Source organism: Labrys neptuniae (genome assembly GCF_040797145.1).
In the GTDB taxonomy this organism is placed as follows: domain Bacteria; phylum Pseudomonadota; class Alphaproteobacteria; order Rhizobiales; family Labraceae; genus Labrys; species Labrys neptuniae.
This window is the reverse complement of the sequence record NZ_JBFNQD010000009.1, coordinates 235,090-250,603: the sequence shown is the minus strand read 5'-3', so window position 1 is coordinate 250,603 and position 15,514 is coordinate 235,090. Positions and strand designations below refer to the sequence as shown.

General features: G+C 64.8%; 15 protein-coding genes. 3 read left to right on the top strand and 12 right to left on the bottom strand.

Annotated elements, in window-relative coordinates; all coding sequences use genetic code 11:
* From ABXS05_RS23945 to ABXS05_RS23935, 3 genes are all read right to left on the bottom strand, one after another.
* Positions 1-852, bottom strand: a complete 852-nt coding sequence (locus tag ABXS05_RS23945) for a carbohydrate ABC transporter permease (protein ID WP_376717770.1) — start codon at positions 850-852, stop codon at positions 1-3.
* Complete coding sequence (locus ABXS05_RS23940) at positions 852-1,733, bottom strand: carbohydrate ABC transporter permease (RefSeq protein WP_376717769.1); 882 nt, start codon at positions 1,731-1,733, stop codon at positions 852-854. Before ABXS05_RS23940 ends, ABXS05_RS23945 begins: the two co-directional genes overlap by 1 nt.
* Positions 1,734-2,028: 295 nt before the next feature.
* Positions 2,029-3,273: an extracellular solute-binding protein gene (locus tag ABXS05_RS23935; RefSeq protein ID WP_437178694.1), complete on the bottom strand. Its 1,245-nt coding sequence runs from the start codon at positions 3,271-3,273 to the stop codon at positions 2,029-2,031.
* A 284-nt stretch (positions 3,274-3,557) separates the two neighbouring features.
* On the opposite strand from ABXS05_RS23935, the gene ABXS05_RS23930 reads away from it, so the two are divergent.
* Complete coding sequence (locus tag ABXS05_RS23930; protein WP_311943909.1) at positions 3,558-4,772, top strand: ROK family transcriptional regulator; 1,215 nt, start codon at positions 3,558-3,560, stop codon at positions 4,770-4,772.
* A 265-nt stretch (positions 4,773-5,037) separates the two neighbouring features.
* On the opposite strand, the gene recF is transcribed toward ABXS05_RS23930, so the two are convergent.
* The 5 genes from recF to trpS form a co-directional block, all read right to left on the bottom strand.
* Complete coding sequence (gene recF / locus ABXS05_RS23925) at positions 5,038-6,162, bottom strand: DNA replication/repair protein RecF (RefSeq protein WP_367625610.1); 1,125 nt, start codon at positions 6,160-6,162, stop codon at positions 5,038-5,040.
* A 110-nt stretch (positions 6,163-6,272) separates the two neighbouring features.
* A complete protein-coding gene (dnaN, locus tag ABXS05_RS23920; protein ID WP_311943906.1) occupies positions 6,273-7,391 on the bottom strand; it encodes a DNA polymerase III subunit beta in 1,119 nt (372 codons plus the stop codon).
* Between the two features lie 196 nt (positions 7,392-7,587).
* Positions 7,588-7,785, bottom strand: a complete 198-nt coding sequence (locus ABXS05_RS23915) for a hypothetical protein (RefSeq protein ID WP_367625609.1) — start codon at positions 7,783-7,785, stop codon at positions 7,588-7,590.
* A gap of 76 nt (positions 7,786-7,861) precedes the next feature.
* Positions 7,862-8,482 carry a glutathione S-transferase family protein gene (locus ABXS05_RS23910; protein WP_311943902.1) on the bottom strand — a complete coding sequence of 207 codons (621 nt, stop codon included), beginning with the start codon at positions 8,480-8,482 and terminating at the stop codon, positions 7,862-7,864.
* 192 nt (positions 8,483-8,674) lie between these two features.
* Positions 8,675-9,715, bottom strand: a complete 1,041-nt coding sequence (gene trpS / locus ABXS05_RS23905) for a tryptophan--tRNA ligase (protein WP_311943901.1) — start codon at positions 9,713-9,715, stop codon at positions 8,675-8,677.
* Positions 9,716-9,980: 265 nt separating this feature from the next.
* On the opposite strand from trpS, the gene ABXS05_RS23900 reads away from it, so the two are divergent.
* On the top strand, positions 9,981-11,681 hold the full coding sequence (locus ABXS05_RS23900) for a saccharopine dehydrogenase family protein (RefSeq protein WP_367625608.1): 1,701 nt from the start codon (positions 9,981-9,983) through the stop codon (positions 11,679-11,681).
* A 232-nt stretch (positions 11,682-11,913) separates the two neighbouring features.
* Here the strand turns inward: ABXS05_RS23900 and ABXS05_RS23895 are convergent, their stop codons facing one another.
* On the bottom strand, positions 11,914-12,171 hold the full coding sequence (locus ABXS05_RS23895; RefSeq protein ID WP_367625607.1) for a hypothetical protein: 258 nt from the start codon (positions 12,169-12,171) through the stop codon (positions 11,914-11,916).
* A gap of 90 nt (positions 12,172-12,261) precedes the next feature.
* Positions 12,262-12,987, bottom strand: a complete 726-nt coding sequence (locus ABXS05_RS23890) for a DUF1223 domain-containing protein (protein WP_367625606.1) — start codon at positions 12,985-12,987, stop codon at positions 12,262-12,264.
* Positions 12,988-13,447: 460 nt separating this feature from the next.
* Between ABXS05_RS23890 and efp the strand changes: the two genes are divergently transcribed.
* Positions 13,448-14,014, top strand: coding sequence for an elongation factor P (gene efp / locus ABXS05_RS23885; protein WP_367625605.1), 567 nt, complete (start codon positions 13,448-13,450; stop codon positions 14,012-14,014).
* A 261-nt stretch (positions 14,015-14,275) separates the two neighbouring features.
* Here the strand turns inward: efp and ABXS05_RS23880 are convergent, their stop codons facing one another.
* Positions 14,276-14,740, bottom strand: coding sequence for a DUF805 domain-containing protein (locus ABXS05_RS23880; protein WP_311943892.1), 465 nt, complete (start codon positions 14,738-14,740; stop codon positions 14,276-14,278).
* Positions 14,741-14,818: 78 nt separating this feature from the next.
* The gene (pyrF, locus tag ABXS05_RS23875) at positions 14,819-15,514 is read right to left on the bottom strand and encodes an orotidine-5'-phosphate decarboxylase (protein WP_367625604.1); all 696 of its coding nucleotides are present in this window, start codon (positions 15,512-15,514) and stop codon (positions 14,819-14,821) included.

Below are 15,514 nucleotides of genomic sequence, written 5' to 3'. Positions count from 1 at the left end.
TCAACCTTTGACGCTGCCGGCGGTGAGCCCGGCAACCAGTGATTTTTGCAGGATGAAGGCGATCAGGACCGGCGGCAGCGCCGTCAGCAGGCCCGCGGCCGAGACCAGGCCGAAATCCGTGGCGCGGCCGGCAGCGAAATCGGCGATGGTGACGGTGAGGGTCTTGGCGTTCTGGTTGGATGTGAAGAGCAAGGCGTAGAAGAACTCGTCCCAGGCCAGCAGGATGGCGAACAGGGCCGCGGTGGCGACGCCGGCCCGGGCATAGGGCAGCGTCACCCACCACAGGGTCTGCAGCGTCGAGGCGCCGTCGATCGCCGCCGCGCTTTCGAGTTCGCCGGGCACCGCGTCGAAAGAGGATTTGATGAACCAGGCGGTGAAGGGCGTCAGGATGGAGCAATAGACGATGATCAGGCCCAGGACATTGTTGAGCAGCCCGAGCATCGAGAGCAGGAAATAGAGCGGCAGGATCAGCGCCACGGCGGGTGTCATATAGGTGGCGAGGATGGAGTAGAGCACCACCGAGACGCCGCGATTGCGGTAGCGCGAAAAGGCCCAGCCCGCCGGCACCGCCACCAGCAGCGACAGGGCCGTCGCACCGAGCGAGCTCAACAGGCTGTTGCGCAGCGCCATCAGGAAGGCCTCGCCCGGGCTGTTGGCCTCGAAGGTGAGCAGGCGGGCATAGCGGCTGAAGTCGACCTGGTGCGGGATGAGCGACAGGGGCTTGGTGGTGAGGTCGGATGGCAGCGAGATGCTCATCACGCCGAGCCAGGCCACCGGCGCCAGCGTCACCACCAGGAACAGGGCGACGCCGCAATACAGGAGGAAAGTTGCGATGGAGCTCCTTTGCATGATCAGGCCTCCTGCCGACGCATCAGCCGGACATAGAAGCCGACGAAGACCATGCAGATCAGCACCACGATGAGGGCGTAGGAGGCGCCTGATCCCACCCGCATGAAGCGGAAGGATTCCTCATAGACGAAGAAGCTCATGGTCTTGGTCGAGCTCGCCGGCCCGCCCCGGGTCATCACATAGAAAATGTCGAAGACTTTCAGCGCCTCGATCGAGCGCAGCACCAGCGCCACCAGCAAGGGCGGCGCGATCACCGGCCAGGTGACGGCCTTGAAGCGCTGCCAGGCATTGGCGCCGTCGAGCGTGGCGGCGCCGTAGAGTTCCAAGGGCGCCGACTGCAGGGCGGCCAGCACGATCAGCGCCACCAGCGGATAGTTCTTCCAGACATCGGCGACGATCACCGCATTCATGGCGCTGCCTTCGCTGCCGAGCCAGCTGCGATAGCTTTCCATCAGCCCGCTCTGGGTCAACACCGCATTGAGCACGCCGAAATCGGGCTGGTAGATCAGGCGCCACATCAAGGCGTTGACGATGGTGGGCACGGCCCAGGGCAGCACCAGCAGGGCCCGGCAGAAGGTGCGGCCACGGAACTTCTCGTTGAGCAGCAGGGCGACCGCGATGCCGAGCAGCGCCTCGGCACTGATCGAGACGACGGTGAAATAGATCGTCCGCCCTGCCGCGGCGAGGAATTCGGAATCGCTGAAGGCAAAGGCGAAGTTTTCCAGCCCGATGAAATGCGCCGCTCCCGGTCCCGCCATCAGGCGGGTATCGGTGAAGGCCAGCCACAGGGTCATCAGGATGGGATAGCCGACTGCCGCAAACACGATGACCAGCATCGGGCCGAGCAGAAGCCATGGTGAGGGCATGCCGACGCGGCCGCTCATCATCAGGCAGATTCCTTCCAGTGGAACAATTGGTAGCGAAGGAACGGAGAACGCGACATCAGCCGCCCCTTCGCCCCGTTCTTACGGGGTGTCGTCAACTCGCTTGAGTTGACTAGAGGTAAGGATGAGGGGCAGCGCAGGAGGCAAAAGGAAAGGCTTGTGTAGCCCCTCACCTCTATCCTCTCCCCGTAAGAACGGGGCGAGGAGGCACAGACGTCCCACCTTCAAACGCGCCTATCATCTCGCTCAACCCCCAAATCTGCGAAGGCCGGTCTGAAGACCGGCCCACCAGCTCTCACCGGATGCGCGCGGCATCCTTGACCGCGGCCGCCAGCGCGTCGGCGGGCGAAGCCTTGCCGGCGAGTGCGTTCTGGATCTGCGCCTGCAGGATGGTCGAGAGTTCCTGGTAGGAGGCGACCGTCGGTCGCGGCGTCATCAGGCCGATGGAGACGTCGGCGGCCTTGACCAGGCTCTCCTGGCCCTTGGTGACGGCGGGATCAGTGTAGGATGCCTTCCAGATCGGCAGGCTGAGCTTGGCATACTGGTCCTGCACCGGCTTGGAGGTGAGATAGGCGATATATTTCCAGGCAAGATCCTGCTTGGTCGAGCCGGCCGTGATGCCGAGCGCCATCGAGCCGTTCACGCCCGAAGCCGTGCTCTTGCCTTCGACGCCGGGCGCCGGCACCACCCCGACCTTGCCGACCACCTTGCTTTCGGCCGGATCATTGGCCTTGGCATACATATAGGTCCAGTTGAGCGCGAAGGCCGCATCCCCCGCCGAGAACACTTTCCGCACGTCCTCTTCCAGATATTCCTTGGAATTGGGGTTGGAGAGGCCGTTCTTGAGGCTGTCGGCCATATAGGTTACGGCATCGAGCGAACCGCCCTTGTCGAAGACCGGCTTGTCCCCGTCGAAGAACTTGCCGCCATAGGCCGCGGTCAGGGTCACGTAATCGCAGATCACCGCCTCGGCCTGCGACCAGCTCCAGACGATGGGATATTGCACCAGGCCCTTGTCCTTGATGATCTTGGCGTCCTTGGCCAGTTCATCCCAGGTCTTGGGCGGCTCGGTGATGCCGGCCTTCTGCAGGATCTCGGTGTTGTAGAACAGATATTTGGTGTCGAGGATCCACGGCATGCCATAGGTCTTGCCGTCATAGTTCACCGTGGCCCAGGCCCCATCGAACACCTTGGAGCGATCGAGATCCTTCAACCGGTCGGTGACATCGACCAGGACACCGTTCTGCGCGAAAGCGGCCGGCCAGATCACGTCGTAGAGCACCACGTCATAGCCGGCACCACCGGCGGCCTTGGAAGCCACGATCTTGTCGTAGAGGGCTTCATAGGGCACGAATTCGGCATTGACGGTAACGCCGGGATTTTCCTTCTCGAAGGCCGCCGTCATCGCCTTGACGTCGGCGTCGCTATAGGCGGCCTGCGCCATGAACAGGGCATTGAGAGTCTCAGCCGCTGCCGGCGACAATCCCGCCAGGGCCGTCATCGCCAGCCCGGCCAGCACCGATTTGTGAATTCCAGACATTGCAATCATCTCCCGCTTGCAATTCGATCGGCAGCCCTTAGCCGCCTTGCATGGTTCAGGGGCGCGGAGAGTTCTCGATGGCTCCCGATCCTTTTCTGCGACCCGGAAAAATTATTAACTCAATTTGTTTGAATGTAAACATGCTGCCATAGTCGCGAGTGAAATCGGAAAGCGTTTTGCGATTTGACGGATCCGCTGGAATCGCAAAGGCGCGTCGAACCAAAGAGTTAGAGCAAAAATTGCGTTCCCATCCGAACGCGTTTTGATCTAGGGAGTGGGCGGGCATGGCGAGACGCGAGGCGGACAGGACACCCCAACCGAGCCGGAGCGTTGCGGGGACCAATCTCGAATTCACCCGCTCCCATAACCGGCGCGTCGTGCTCGACACCATACGCCGGCTCGGGCCGGTCTCGCGGGCCGAGATCGCCCGCGAAACCGCCCTGACCAACCAGACGATCTCCAACATCGTCGAGGAGTTGGAGCAGGCCGGCTTTGTCCTGGCTGGCGAGCCCAAGCGCGAAGGGCGGGGCCAGCCCTCCATTCCCTATGCCATCAATCCCGAGGGGGCCTGGTCGCTCGGCTTCCATGTCGACCACAGCGCCATCATCGCGGCCCTGGTCGACCTCACCGGCAAGCCGGTTGCGATCCGGGAGATCCCCGCCCAGCGCCCCTCGCCCCGCAGTGCGGCGCCCGCCTTGCGGCAGCTCGCCGACGAACTGATCGAGGAAGCCGGCGTTCCCGCCTCGCGCCTGCTCGGCGCCGGGGTCGCCCTGCCGGTGCGCTTCGGGGTCGGCGCCATCACCACCGCCGGTCCGACAACCCTGCCCGGATGGGACGATCCCGATGCCAGGCAGCATATCGCCGAAGCCCTCGAACAGCCCGTGCAGATCGAAAACGACGCCATGGCGGCGGCGATCGGCGAACGCCTGCATGGCGTCGCCCGCGCGATCGACAGCTTCGTCTTCCTGTTCCTGGACGAGGGGCTCGGCGCCGGCGTCTTCCTCGGCGGGCAGCCCTGGCGCGGGGCCTCGCTCAATGCCGGCGAGATCGGCCACATGATCGTGGCGCCGAACGGCAAGCCCTGCCCCTGCGGCAATCGCGGCTGCCTGGAACGTTATCTCTCTTTGAGCGCGGCTCAGGAATTCCTCGCCGATCAGCCCGGCGCCCCTGCTCTTTCCGAACTGGACGGCGCGCTATCCGCCCCCGTCGAGCGCTGGGTGACGGAGGCCGCACCCTATCTTGCCGGCGCCGTCAACATCCTGGAATCGACCCTGGACCCGGAGACCATCCTGCTCGGCGGGCTGGCGCCGGCCGGCGTGCTGGCCAGCCTGATCGAAAAGGCCATGCCGCTGCCGATGTCGGTGGGCTCGCGCAGCGGCCGCAGCCTGCCCCGCCTGATGGCCGGCTCGGTGGGGCATCATACCGTGGTGCTCGGCGCCGCCTCGCTGCCGATCTTCGACGAAATCAATCCCCGCTTCGACGTGCTGCTGAAGCATTGAGCTTGGGGATCACGGATGCACCTGAGTTTTCCGAGGTAGTGCTGCCCCTCACCTTACCTCTCCCCGTAAGAACGGGGCGAGGAGACTTTGACCTCAAGTTTTATGTCGGAAATCTTTCATCTCGCTCAACGGTAGGGCGAGATGAAAGCTCCGACGACCAATCGCAACGATTGCGCCCCCTCGCCCCGTTCTTACGGGGAGAGGATGGAGGTGAGGGGCTACCCCACCAGCCGGATTTCCCCTCTGATCCCCCTCGCCCGAAACCTCAGCCCTCGACCCGGCCCGGCGTGACGCGATAGACCGCGGCCCTGCCGGCGATCGCCTCGAAGGCGGAGGGATCGGCGCCGGTCAGCCAGACCTGGGCACCGAAACTTTCGAGCCGATCATAGAGGGCCGCCCGCCGCATCGGGTCGAGATGGGCGGCGACCTCGTCGAGCAGGACGATCGGCGTCATGCCGGCGAGACGGGCGACCAGCCTTGCATGCGCCAGCACCAGGCCGAGCAGCAGGGCTTTCTGCTCGCCGGTGGAGGCGCGCTCGGCCGCGATGCCCTTGGGGCCGTGCACCACGAGGAGATCGGTCAGATGCGGCCCGTCGAGCGTGCGGCCGGCCGCCCTGTCCCGGGCGCGGCCTTCACGCAGGGTCTGGCGATAGCGCTCCTCCACGGCCAGCGCCGGTTCGTCCAGCACGGCATTCTCGATGGCGCCGTCGAGGGCGATGCGCGCATGAGGGAAGGGAGAGGCGGGATCAATCTCCTCCTCGATCAGGCCGGCGAGACGACGCACCGTATCGGCGCGCGACGCCGCCACCGCGATGGCGAGATCGGCGACCTCATGCTCGGCAGCATCGAGCCAGCGCTGGTCGGCGCGCGGATCCTCCAGCAGCCGGTTGCGCGAGCGTAGCGCGCGTTCGAGCGCATTGACCCGGGTGCCATGGCCGGCATCGACGGCCAGCACCAGCCGGTCGAGAAAGCGGCGCCGCTCGCCGGCCGAGCCGGAGAACAGCCCGTCCATCGAGGGCGTCAGCCAGACGAGGCGCAGATGGTCGGCAAAGCTCGTGGCCGAGGAAACCGGCTGGCGGTCGACACGATATTTGCGCGGCCCGCTGTCGGGGCCTTCCAGCCCGGTGCCGAGATGCGCGAGGCCAAGCGCCCCCTCGACTTCGGCGGCGACGGCGAAGCTGCCGGGCCCGTCCTCGCTGGCCATATCCTCCAGATCCGCCCGGCGCAGGCCCTTGCCCTGGGTGAACAGCGAGATGGCCTCGAGCACATTGGTCTTGCCGGCGCCGTTCTGCCCGGTCAGCACCACCATGCCGGCATCCACGGCGAGATCGAGCCGCGGATAGGACCGGAACGAGGTGAGGATCAGGCGGGTGATGCGGGGCGAGATCATTTTTGGAGCGCGGACATCACAGCGACATGCAGACATGTCGCGATGTCCGCTCTTCCTCTCAATCGAACGCATCGTTTCCAGGATGCGGACAAGATGTCCGCGCTCCGAGCTTACACCCGCATCGGCATCAGGACGTAGAGCGCGGCCGCACCTTCGCGGTCCTGCACCAGGGTCGGCGAGCCCGGATCGGCGAATTTCAACAAGGCGGTATCGCCGTCGAGCTGCGCGGCGATGTCGAGGAGATAGCGCGAGTTGAAGCCGATATCGAGCGGCGTGGAATCATAATCGACCTCGATCTCCTCGGTCGCCGTGCCGGAATCGGGATTGGTGACGGTGAGGACGAGGCGCCTGTCGGCCAGCGACAGCTTCACGGCGCGGCCGCGCTCGGAGGAGATGGTCGAGACGCGGTCGACGGCGGCGGTGAAGTCGGCGCGCTCGACGATCAGCGCCTTGTCGTTGCCGGTCGGAATGACGCGGGCGTAATCGGGGAAGGTGCCGTCGATCAGCTTGGAGGTCAGCACCACCGGGCCGATGGTGAAGCGGACCTTGGCCTGGGACAGCTCGACCGAGACGATGGCCTCGGCATCCTCCATCAGCTTCTGGATCTCGCCCACCGCCTTGCGCGGCAGGATCACGCCGGGCATGCCGTTGGAACCCTCGGGCGCCGGCAGTTCGACGCGGGCGAGGCGATGGCCGTCGGTCGCCACGGCGCGGATGCGGGTCTCGCCCTCGACATCCAGCGTGTGCAGATAGATGCCGTTGAGATAATAGCGCGTCTCCTCGGTGGAGATCGCGAACTGGGTCTTCTCGATCAGCTTGCGCAGATCGGCGGCCTTGAGCTGGAAATTATGCGGAAACTCGCCCGCCGCCAGGTCCGGAAAATCGGAAGGCGGCAGCGTCTGCAAGGTGAAGCGCGAGCGGCCGGAACGCACGATCAGCTGGGTCGCCTCGCCGCCGCCTTCCAGCGAGACCTGAGCCCCGTCGGGCAGCTTGCGGACGATGTCGTAGAGGGTATGTGCCGGCACCGTGGTGGCGCCGTCCATGGTGACGTCGGCAGGAGAGGACTCCACCACCTCCAGATCGAGGTCGGTCGCTTTCAGGAGCAGGCTGGCGCCCTGAGCCTCGATCAGCACGTTGGACAGGATCGGAATGGTGTTGCGCCGCTCGACGACGCGGTGGACGTGGCCCAGCGATTTGAGAAGGGCAGTCCGTTCGAGCGTAACCTTCATGGAGTGCGTCCTGGCATAGCGACCCGCAAGCGGACCGAGCTGCCGCAAACGGTGGAAAAAGGGCGAAGACCATGCAATTTGCTCGGGCGAAAGGCAAGCCATCCCGCAGCTTTTTCAGGGTTTTCCCGAACATGTCGGATGTGTGCCTGTCACGATGCGTCGCGCAGGCAAGCCGCCTTCAAGGCGGAGCCGTTCCTTACAATGTCGGCACGGGCTCCATCAGCACCACGACGCGTTGCAGGATGGCGAGCACCGCGATGAGGATGATCAGAATACGCAGGATCTGCTTGAAGCGTCCGTCCATGGGCAGGCGGTCGATCACATACATCAACAGCCAGCAGACGAGACCGATGACGACGATACCGATCAGCAGCGAGATCACACCAGACAGCATGCACACATTCCCCGAGCGACCATGACAACCATGGTCGGCTCGGTAACGCGGATGTCGGCCCGGAGGTTCCCGCTCGTCAGGTCAGCGGGATCATCACAGCCTTGCGATAGGCCGGGCGCTCGGTCAGGCGCTCGTACCAGGCGGCCAGATGGGGCAGGTCCGGCCGCTCGATCGGCATATTGAACCAGCCATAGGCGAGGCAGCCGAGCGGTATGTCGCCGATGCCGAATTTGTCGCCCGACAGATAGGGCTGGCCGGCCAGCGCCTTGTCGGCGATGGCCAGCAGCCTGCTGCAGCTGTCGAGGCCCCGGGAGAGCTCGGTCTCCACCCGGTCCTGGGCGGTACGACGCACGACGTTCCAGAACACATCACGGAAGGGACCGGCGATGGTGGAGGTCGTCCAGTCCATCCAGCGTTCGGCCGAAGCCTTGGCCTGGCGCGTTGCCGGCACCAGCCGGCGCTCGGCATCGCCTTCGGCCAGATACCGCACGATGGCATTGGATTCCCACAGCACGAAGCCGTCATCCTCGATACAAGGCACCAACCCGTTGGGATTGAGAGCGCGGTAGGCAGGGTCGTTGACCACCCCGAAAGCACCGCCCGCATCGATGCGCTCATAGGTGAGCCCGAGTTCCTCGACGCACCACAGCACCTTCTTCACATTGGAGGAATTGGTGCGGCCCCAGATCTTCAGCATGTCGGTTCCTTCCCACAGCACATTGAGGTTCACCCCGCCCGACCTTTGTCATTGCCGGGCTGACCCGGCAATCCAGCTCTTCCCGCCCTACATCAAAGACGGGCCCCCTGGATGCCCGGGTCAAGCCCGGGCATGACAAAGCAAGCGCCTGAGTTATTTCCGAACGAGGTTCGGTCCTTCCCTGACGCCGCCTCACTTCGCCCGGATGAAGCCGACGATATCCTTCACCGAGGCCATGATCGGGGCGGCGATCGCCCGGGCCCGGTCCGAGCCCTCGGCCAGCACTGCGTCGATATGGCCGGGATCGGCCATCAGGCGCTTCATCTCGGCGGTGATCGGCGAGATCTTGGCGACGGTGAGATCGGCGAGCGCCGTCTTGAAGGTGGAGAACTGGCCGCCGCCGAACTCGGCGAGAACCTCCGCCACCGTCCGCCCCGACAGGGCCGCGAAGATCGAGACCAGGTTGTCGGCCTCGGGGCGTCCCTTCAGCCCCTCCTCCTCACCAGGCAGCGGCTCGGGATCGGTGCGGGCCTTGCGGATCTTGGCGGCGATCGTATCGGCATCGTCGGTCATGTTGATGCGCGACAGGTCGGAGGGATCCGATTTCGACATCTTCTTGGAACCGTCGCGCAGGCTCATCACGCGGGTGGCCGCGCCCTGGATCAGGGGTTCGGGCAGCGGGAAGAAGCCGCCATTGAAACCGTTGGCAGCAATGGAATCGCCGAAATCATTGTTGAACTTCGCCGCGATGTCGCGGGCGAGTTCCAGATGCTGCTTCTGGTCCTCGCCGACCGGCACATGGGTGGCGCGATAGACCAGGATGTCGGCGGCCATCAGCGTGGGATAGGCGAACAGGCCCACCGAGGCCGCCTCCTTGTCCTTGCCGGCCTTCTCCTTGAACTGGGTCATGCGGTTGAGCCAGCCCATGCGCGCCACGCAGTTGAACACCCAGGCGAGCTCGGCATGCTCGGCCACCTGGCTCTGGTTGAAGACGATATGGGCCTTCGGGTCGATGCCCGCGGCCAGGAAGGCGGCGGTGACCTCGCGGATGGCACTCGCCAGGCTCTTGGGATCCTGCCACAGCGTGATGGCGTGCTGATCCACCACGCAATAGATGCATTGATGGCTCTTCTGCATCTCGACGAAGCGCTGGATCGCGCCGAGATAATTGCCCAGATGCAGGTTGCCGGTCGGCTGAACGCCCGAAAAGACGCGCTCCACGAACTTCGTCATGGCGAGAGGATTCCATATTGTCCGAGCAGCTTGTTCTTGATCGAGCCACGGGCGCGATCAAGAACAAGCTGAAAGATATCGAAAATGTGCACGATTTTCCGGCAAAGCCCGCCCGCGGGTCTCGCCGGAAAATCGTGCTCAGGCTAGCGCTTATGGCGGGCGACGGCGCAAGACGCAAGTGCGGCCATCCGCTCCGGCACCGGTGCGAGGCTCCATCTTGCCGGTTCCAGCCGCTCCCTGTACGCATGCGGGGCTGGAGTAGCCCGTGACCGCATCCCCATCCTCCCTGCGCGTGCTGATCGTCGGCGGCTACGGCATCTTTGGCGGGCGGCTGGCGGAATTGCTGGCCGACGAACCCCGCCTCACCCTCATCATCGCGGGCCGCTCTCTCGCCAAGGCGGAATTCTTCTGCGCCAGCCGTCCGGTGCGGGCCCGCCTGTTTCCGGCTGAGTTCGATCGCGACCGGCCGCTCGAGCCGCAATTGCAGGCCCTGAAGCCCGACATCGTCGTCGATGCCAGCGGCCCCTTCCAGGGCTACGGCAAACAGCCCTATCGCCTGGTCGAGGCCACGATCGCCCATGGGGCCGACTATTTCGATTTCTCGGACGGGGCCGCCTTCGTGCGCGGCATCGCCAGCCTCGATGCGGCGGCCCGGCAGCGCGGCGTCGCCATCCTGTCGGGCGTAAGCAGCTTTCCTGTCCTGACCGCAGCAATCGTCAGGCATCTCGCCGGTGCCTTCTCGTGCATCGACATCATCCGCGCCGGTATCGCCCCCTCGCCGCATGCGGTCGTCGGCGAGAATGTGCTCAAGGCCATCGCGGGCTATGCCGGCCAGGCCGTGCCGGCCCGGCGGCAGGGCCAGACCCTGCTGGTGCATCCCCTCACCGAAACCCGCCGCTTCACCATCGCCCCGCCTGGAAAGTTGCCGCTGCCGAACACGCTGTTCTCCCTGGTGGAGGTACCCGACCTCCTGCTGCTCTCCGACCTGTGGCCAAGCGTGCGCTCGGTCTGGGTCGGCGCCGGGCCGCGCCCGGAGATCCTGCATCGCTGCCTGATCGGGCTGAGCCTGCTGGTGCGCTGGAAAATGCTGCCCTCCCTCGCGCCCCTCGCCGGCCTGTTTCACAGGGTGAACCGCATCCTGCGCTGGGGCGCCCATCGCGGTGGCATGATCGTCGAGGTCGAGGGCGCAGGGCATCGCGGGGAAAGGCTGGTCCGCAGCTGGCATCTGAACGCTGAGGGCGACGATGGACCCTATATTCCGGCGATGGCGATCGAAGCCCTGATCCGCCAGCGCCTCGAAGGCATCAGGCCGGAACCGGGCGCCCGTCCCGCAACGGGAGCGCTCGCCTTGGCCGACTATGATCACGTCTTTGACGGCCGGCCCTTCGCCCATGGCACGCGTGAGGTCACGGCCGAGGCGAGCCTGCCGCTTTACCCGGGCATTCTGGGCTCGGCCTATGCGAGCCTGCCACCGGCCATCCAGGCGTTGCATCGGCACGAAACCAGCCATGCGGTCACCGGCCGTGCCAGCGTCGAGCGCGGCAAGGGGTTGTTGTCGCGGCTGGTGGGCGCTCTCGTCGGCTTCCCCCAGGCCGGTGCGGATATTCCGGTGCGCGTATCGTTCGAAATCCAGAACAAGCGGGAAGTCTGGACGCGGGACTTTGCCGGGCGCCGCTTCCGTTCGGTCCAGACCGCCGGCCGCGGCCGCAATGCCGGCTTGGTCGACGAGCGCTTCGGACCTTTCAGCTTCGGGCTGGCCCTCCTCGCCGAAGACGGCAGGCTCAAGCTCGTCGTACGCAACTGGCGCTTCCTCGGCCTGAGACTGCCGCGTTTCCTCGCCCCCTCCGGCGACAGTTTCGAGAGCGCCGAGGACGGGCGCTTCAACTTCCATGTCGAGATCGCCCATCCCCTGTTCGGCCTGATCGTGCGCTACAAGGGCTGGCTGGTGGCGGAGCCCCAGAGCTGAGGGGAGGCAAAGCGCGGTTTCCGATCGAACAATCGATCGATGGTCATACTTACCCGGCAGCTTCTTCACCCTCCCCTGGAGGGGGAGGGTCGGCCTGAAAGCCCGGGGTGGGGAGAAACTACGCAGTGCCTGACGATAAAGACGCTAGATTCTTTGCACAGACGCCACCCCACCCCGAAGCTTCGCTTCGACCCTCCCCCTCCAGGGGAGGGTGAAGAGGGTGGCGCTGGGATCACATCGCCTTCATGGCCTTGTGGTGCTTCTTCATCATCTTCTTTTTGGCCATTTTCTTCATCGGCTTCTTCATGGTGTCGCCCTTCATGGCATCACCCTTCATGGCCTCGCCCTGCATCGCATTCGGTTTCATCGTTTGCGATTGCATCGTGTTCGTCTGCGGCATCGCATCCTGGGCCTGCGCCAAGGGGGCGGTGGCGAAAGCAAGCCCCAGGCCCAGCAAGCCCGCGGAGGCGAGTTTGGCAATACGATCCATGATCCGTTCCTTTCTGTGATTGCGCCTCGGCGCAGGGGAAGCCGGACGAGCCGTCCGGCGGGTCGAAGAGCTGTGACGGTTCGAGGTTCCTCAGTCGGTTGCAGCAGCCTGGATGGCGCCGCCATCCGGCGCCTGCAGCAGGATCGCCGTGTGCTGGCCGGCGGGCGCCCGCGCGATCGGCAGATCGAGTGCCTCGCCCTTCCAAAGTCCGAGCCGGACCAGATCGTGCACGACATTCTTGTGAGCCAGGGTGCGGCCAGCATTCTCGCCGGCGCGTACCGGCACCTCGACCTGCCTCGGGTCATAGCGCACCAGCCAGATGTCGAGGCTGGCCGGAGGCGAGGCCTGGCTGCCGATGACGACATGGCCGCCCGAGACGGCCAGGCTCGGACCTGCTCGCAACACAGCCGCGCCCGCGATCGCCGCATCCAGCTCGGCAAGCTCGTTGCCGATCAGGGACGCCCGGCCATTCACCACCATCTGCGGCGTGAAGGGACCGCTCTGTCCGAGAGGCTTCTCATAGGCGACCTGGCGCTGCGTGTAGTCAGGGCGCGCGAAGACGTCCTTCCAGCCAAGCCGGTCCCAATAGGTGACACCGAAGCTCAGGGCCAGCACGCCGGGGCGCCGGCTGATCGCGGCCAGATTGGCATTGGCCGGCGGGCAGGACGAGCAGCCCTGGCTGGTGAAGAGCTCCACCACGGTGAGCCGCCCCGCCTCGGCCGGCGCAACACTACCGAGCGGCAGCAGGACCAACCCCAATCCCAGCGGAGCCAGCCGCCACAAGCCGGTGCGCGGCCTCCTGGTCGATCTCCTCATCAATGGCCTCATCAGTATTCGACCCGAGCGAGGGCCGCTTCCTAGAGCAAAGCGCGTTCATGACTGAACGCTTATTTGCTCTAGCTCTTTGGTTCGACGCGTCTTTGCGATTCGAGGTGACTCTGCCAAATCGCAAAACACTCTTGGAATATTCGTCGAAGGATCGTCGTTCGTTACACGCTCACGGCCTCGTGATGACGTCGCGTGCAATCGAGAAATTCCGAGAAAGAGCGCGATGAGGCAGGAATTCGCTGCTGTTTCACCGATTCCCGGCGCTTCACGCTTTCGTTCAGCGGCGGGGCGGTGTAAGAGGCGCCCACAATCGTTCCTAGAGCAAAGCGCGTTTTGGTGAAAACGCACCTTTCCTCTAGCGCCTTGGTTCGACGCGTCCTTGCGATTTGGGACATTCCACCGCATCGCAAAACGCTTTAGCTCACTTGAAAAGTTTCAGGACATCATCGTGAAGGTCATCGCCAGCCAGATCCGCAAAGGCAACGTCGTCGAGATCGACAATCAGCTCTATGTCGTGCTCAAGGCGGAAAGTTTCTTCCCGGGCAAGGGCACGCCCACCACGCAGATCGACATGCGCCGCCTGTCGGACGGCGTGAAGACCGTGCAGCGCTACCGCACCACCGAGCAGGTGGAGCGCGCCTTCATCGAGACCAAGTCACACACCTATCTCTATGAAGACACGCATGGCTACGCCTTCATGAACATGGACAGCTATGAACAGGTCTCGGTGCCCGCCGACGTGATCGGCGACCAGTCGGTCTATCTGGCCGAGAACATGGAATGCCAGATCAGCCTCTATAACGGCGTGCCCGTGGCGATCGAACTGCCCGCCCGCGTCGTGCTGGAAGTGACGGAGACCGAGCCGGTGACCAAGGGTCAGACCGCTTCCTCCTCCTACAAGCCCGCCACACTCTCCAACGGCGTGCGCACCACCGTGCCGCCGCACATCAGCGCCGGCACCCGCGTGGTGATCATGACGGAAGACGGTTCCTACGTCGAACGCGCCAAGGACTGATCCGGGAACGCCGGCTTCTCAGCGAGATGCAAGAAGGCGCAGCCCGCGAGGCCTGCGCCTTTTTCATGCGTGATACCAGCCACAGTGAGCTTTGACCGATCTGGCAATGCGCCCGTCATCCCCAGCGAGCAAAGCGAGAGAAGGGGACCAGGGGCTGAACGACGCAGACCTTGGCCCTGGATTCCCTTCCCGCCGCCGGTGGCGGCGCCGGGAATGACATGTCAAGTTTCAATGACTTGTCGCGGACGAATGGCTCGGCCCCTATTCGAACGTCTCGACGGCTTGCGTCAGCGCCATCCTTTCGTCAGGCGCCGGCCCGTAGCGATTGGCGCCGCGTTTGCCGGGGATGAAACCGAGGATGATGAGGCAGGCTGAGGCGAACATAATCACTGCACCTGTCACGAGGATGGCGCCGTTGAGGGGCACCCTATCGTTCATGACCAGATAGAACATCAGGGAGGGCGTCGCCCCCGAGACGAAAATCACGACTCTGGCGACCCATGGCGAGGCACCGATGTCGGAGAGCCGTCGGCCGCCGAGCCAAGCCAGCAGAGCGGCGAAAAAGAGCATGAGGCCAGAGCGCCGGAGCCCCGCTCCCACTTGCATCGTTTCGAAGATAAGAATGCCCAGCGCGAAACAACCCACCACCAAGCCGACGCCCAGCCAATAAGGCAGACGGCGCAAGCGACCTTTTTCACGAAAGAGCTGGAGCAGGATCTGCGGCATGACGGGGCTCTGGCTGTCGCGGACTCTGTCGTTGCTATCACAGACCAGGCGTCGGAGCGAAATCGACCTCGGTTCGCCTCAAGTCACCGCCGCCGCGATCTCCGCCTGGATCGCCTCGGCCGCCGCCTTGGGATCGGGGGCCGCCACGATGGGCCGGGCCACCACCAGATGGTCGGCCCCGGCGCGGATGGCGTCGCCGGGCGTCATCACCCGCTTCTGGTCGCCGCTGTCGCTGCCGGCGGGGCGTACGCCCGGGGTCACCAGCAGCATGCTGTCGCCGACCCGGTTGCGGGTCGAGGCAACCTCTTCCGGCGACATCACCAGGCCGGGCACGCCGATCGCCATGGCCTGGGTCACCCGCTGGGCTACGAGTTCACCGACACCCTTGCCATAGCCGGCTTCGGCCAGGTCGGCATCGTCATAGGAGGTCAGGACAGTGACGGCGAGGATCTTCAGGTCCGAGCCGCGGGCACCTTCCACGGCAGCCCGCATGGTCTGCGGAAAGGCGTGGATGGTGAGGAAAGTCATGCCCATTCCGGCAATGGCCTCGACCGCCTTGGTCACGGTGTTGCCGATGTCGTGCAGCTTCATGTCGAGGAAGATCTTCTTTCCCGAACGCGCCAGGTCCTGGGCGAAGGGCAGACCGCCATTGAAGACGAGCTGATAGCCGATCTTGTAGAAGGTCACGCTGTCGCCGAGCTCGGTTACCAGGGCTTCGGCCTTGGCGACGCTGTCGACATCCAGGCCACAGATCAGGCGGTCTTTCGTATTCAA

Coding starts and splice junctions, on each gene's coding strand:
- ABXS05_RS23940 (WP_376717769.1), bottom strand. CDS start 1,733: ATGAGCGGCCGCGTCGGCATGCCCTCACCATGGCTTCTGCTCGGCCCG.
- ABXS05_RS23935 (WP_437178694.1), bottom strand. CDS start 3,273: ATGTCTGGAATTCACAAATCGGTGCTGGCCGGGCTGGCGATGACGGCC.
- ABXS05_RS23930 (WP_311943909.1), top strand. CDS start 3,558: ATGGCGAGACGCGAGGCGGACAGGACACCCCAACCGAGCCGGAGCGTT.
- recF (WP_367625610.1), bottom strand. CDS start 6,162: ATGATCTCGCCCCGCATCACCCGCCTGATCCTCACCTCGTTCCGGTCC.
- dnaN (WP_311943906.1), bottom strand. CDS start 7,391: ATGAAGGTTACGCTCGAACGGACTGCCCTTCTCAAATCGCTGGGCCAC.
- ABXS05_RS23915 (WP_367625609.1), bottom strand. CDS start 7,785: ATGCTGTCTGGTGTGATCTCGCTGCTGATCGGTATCGTCGTCATCGGT.
- ABXS05_RS23910 (WP_311943902.1), bottom strand. CDS start 8,482: ATGCTGAAGATCTGGGGCCGCACCAATTCCTCCAATGTGAAGAAGGTG.
- trpS (WP_311943901.1), bottom strand. CDS start 9,715: ATGACGAAGTTCGTGGAGCGCGTCTTTTCGGGCGTTCAGCCGACCGGC.
- ABXS05_RS23895 (WP_367625607.1), bottom strand. CDS start 12,171: ATGGATCGTATTGCCAAACTCGCCTCCGCGGGCTTGCTGGGCCTGGGG.
- ABXS05_RS23890 (WP_367625606.1), bottom strand. CDS start 12,987: ATGAGGAGATCGACCAGGAGGCCGCGCACCGGCTTGTGGCGGCTGGCT.
- ABXS05_RS23880 (WP_311943892.1), bottom strand. CDS start 14,740: ATGCCGCAGATCCTGCTCCAGCTCTTTCGTGAAAAAGGTCGCTTGCGC.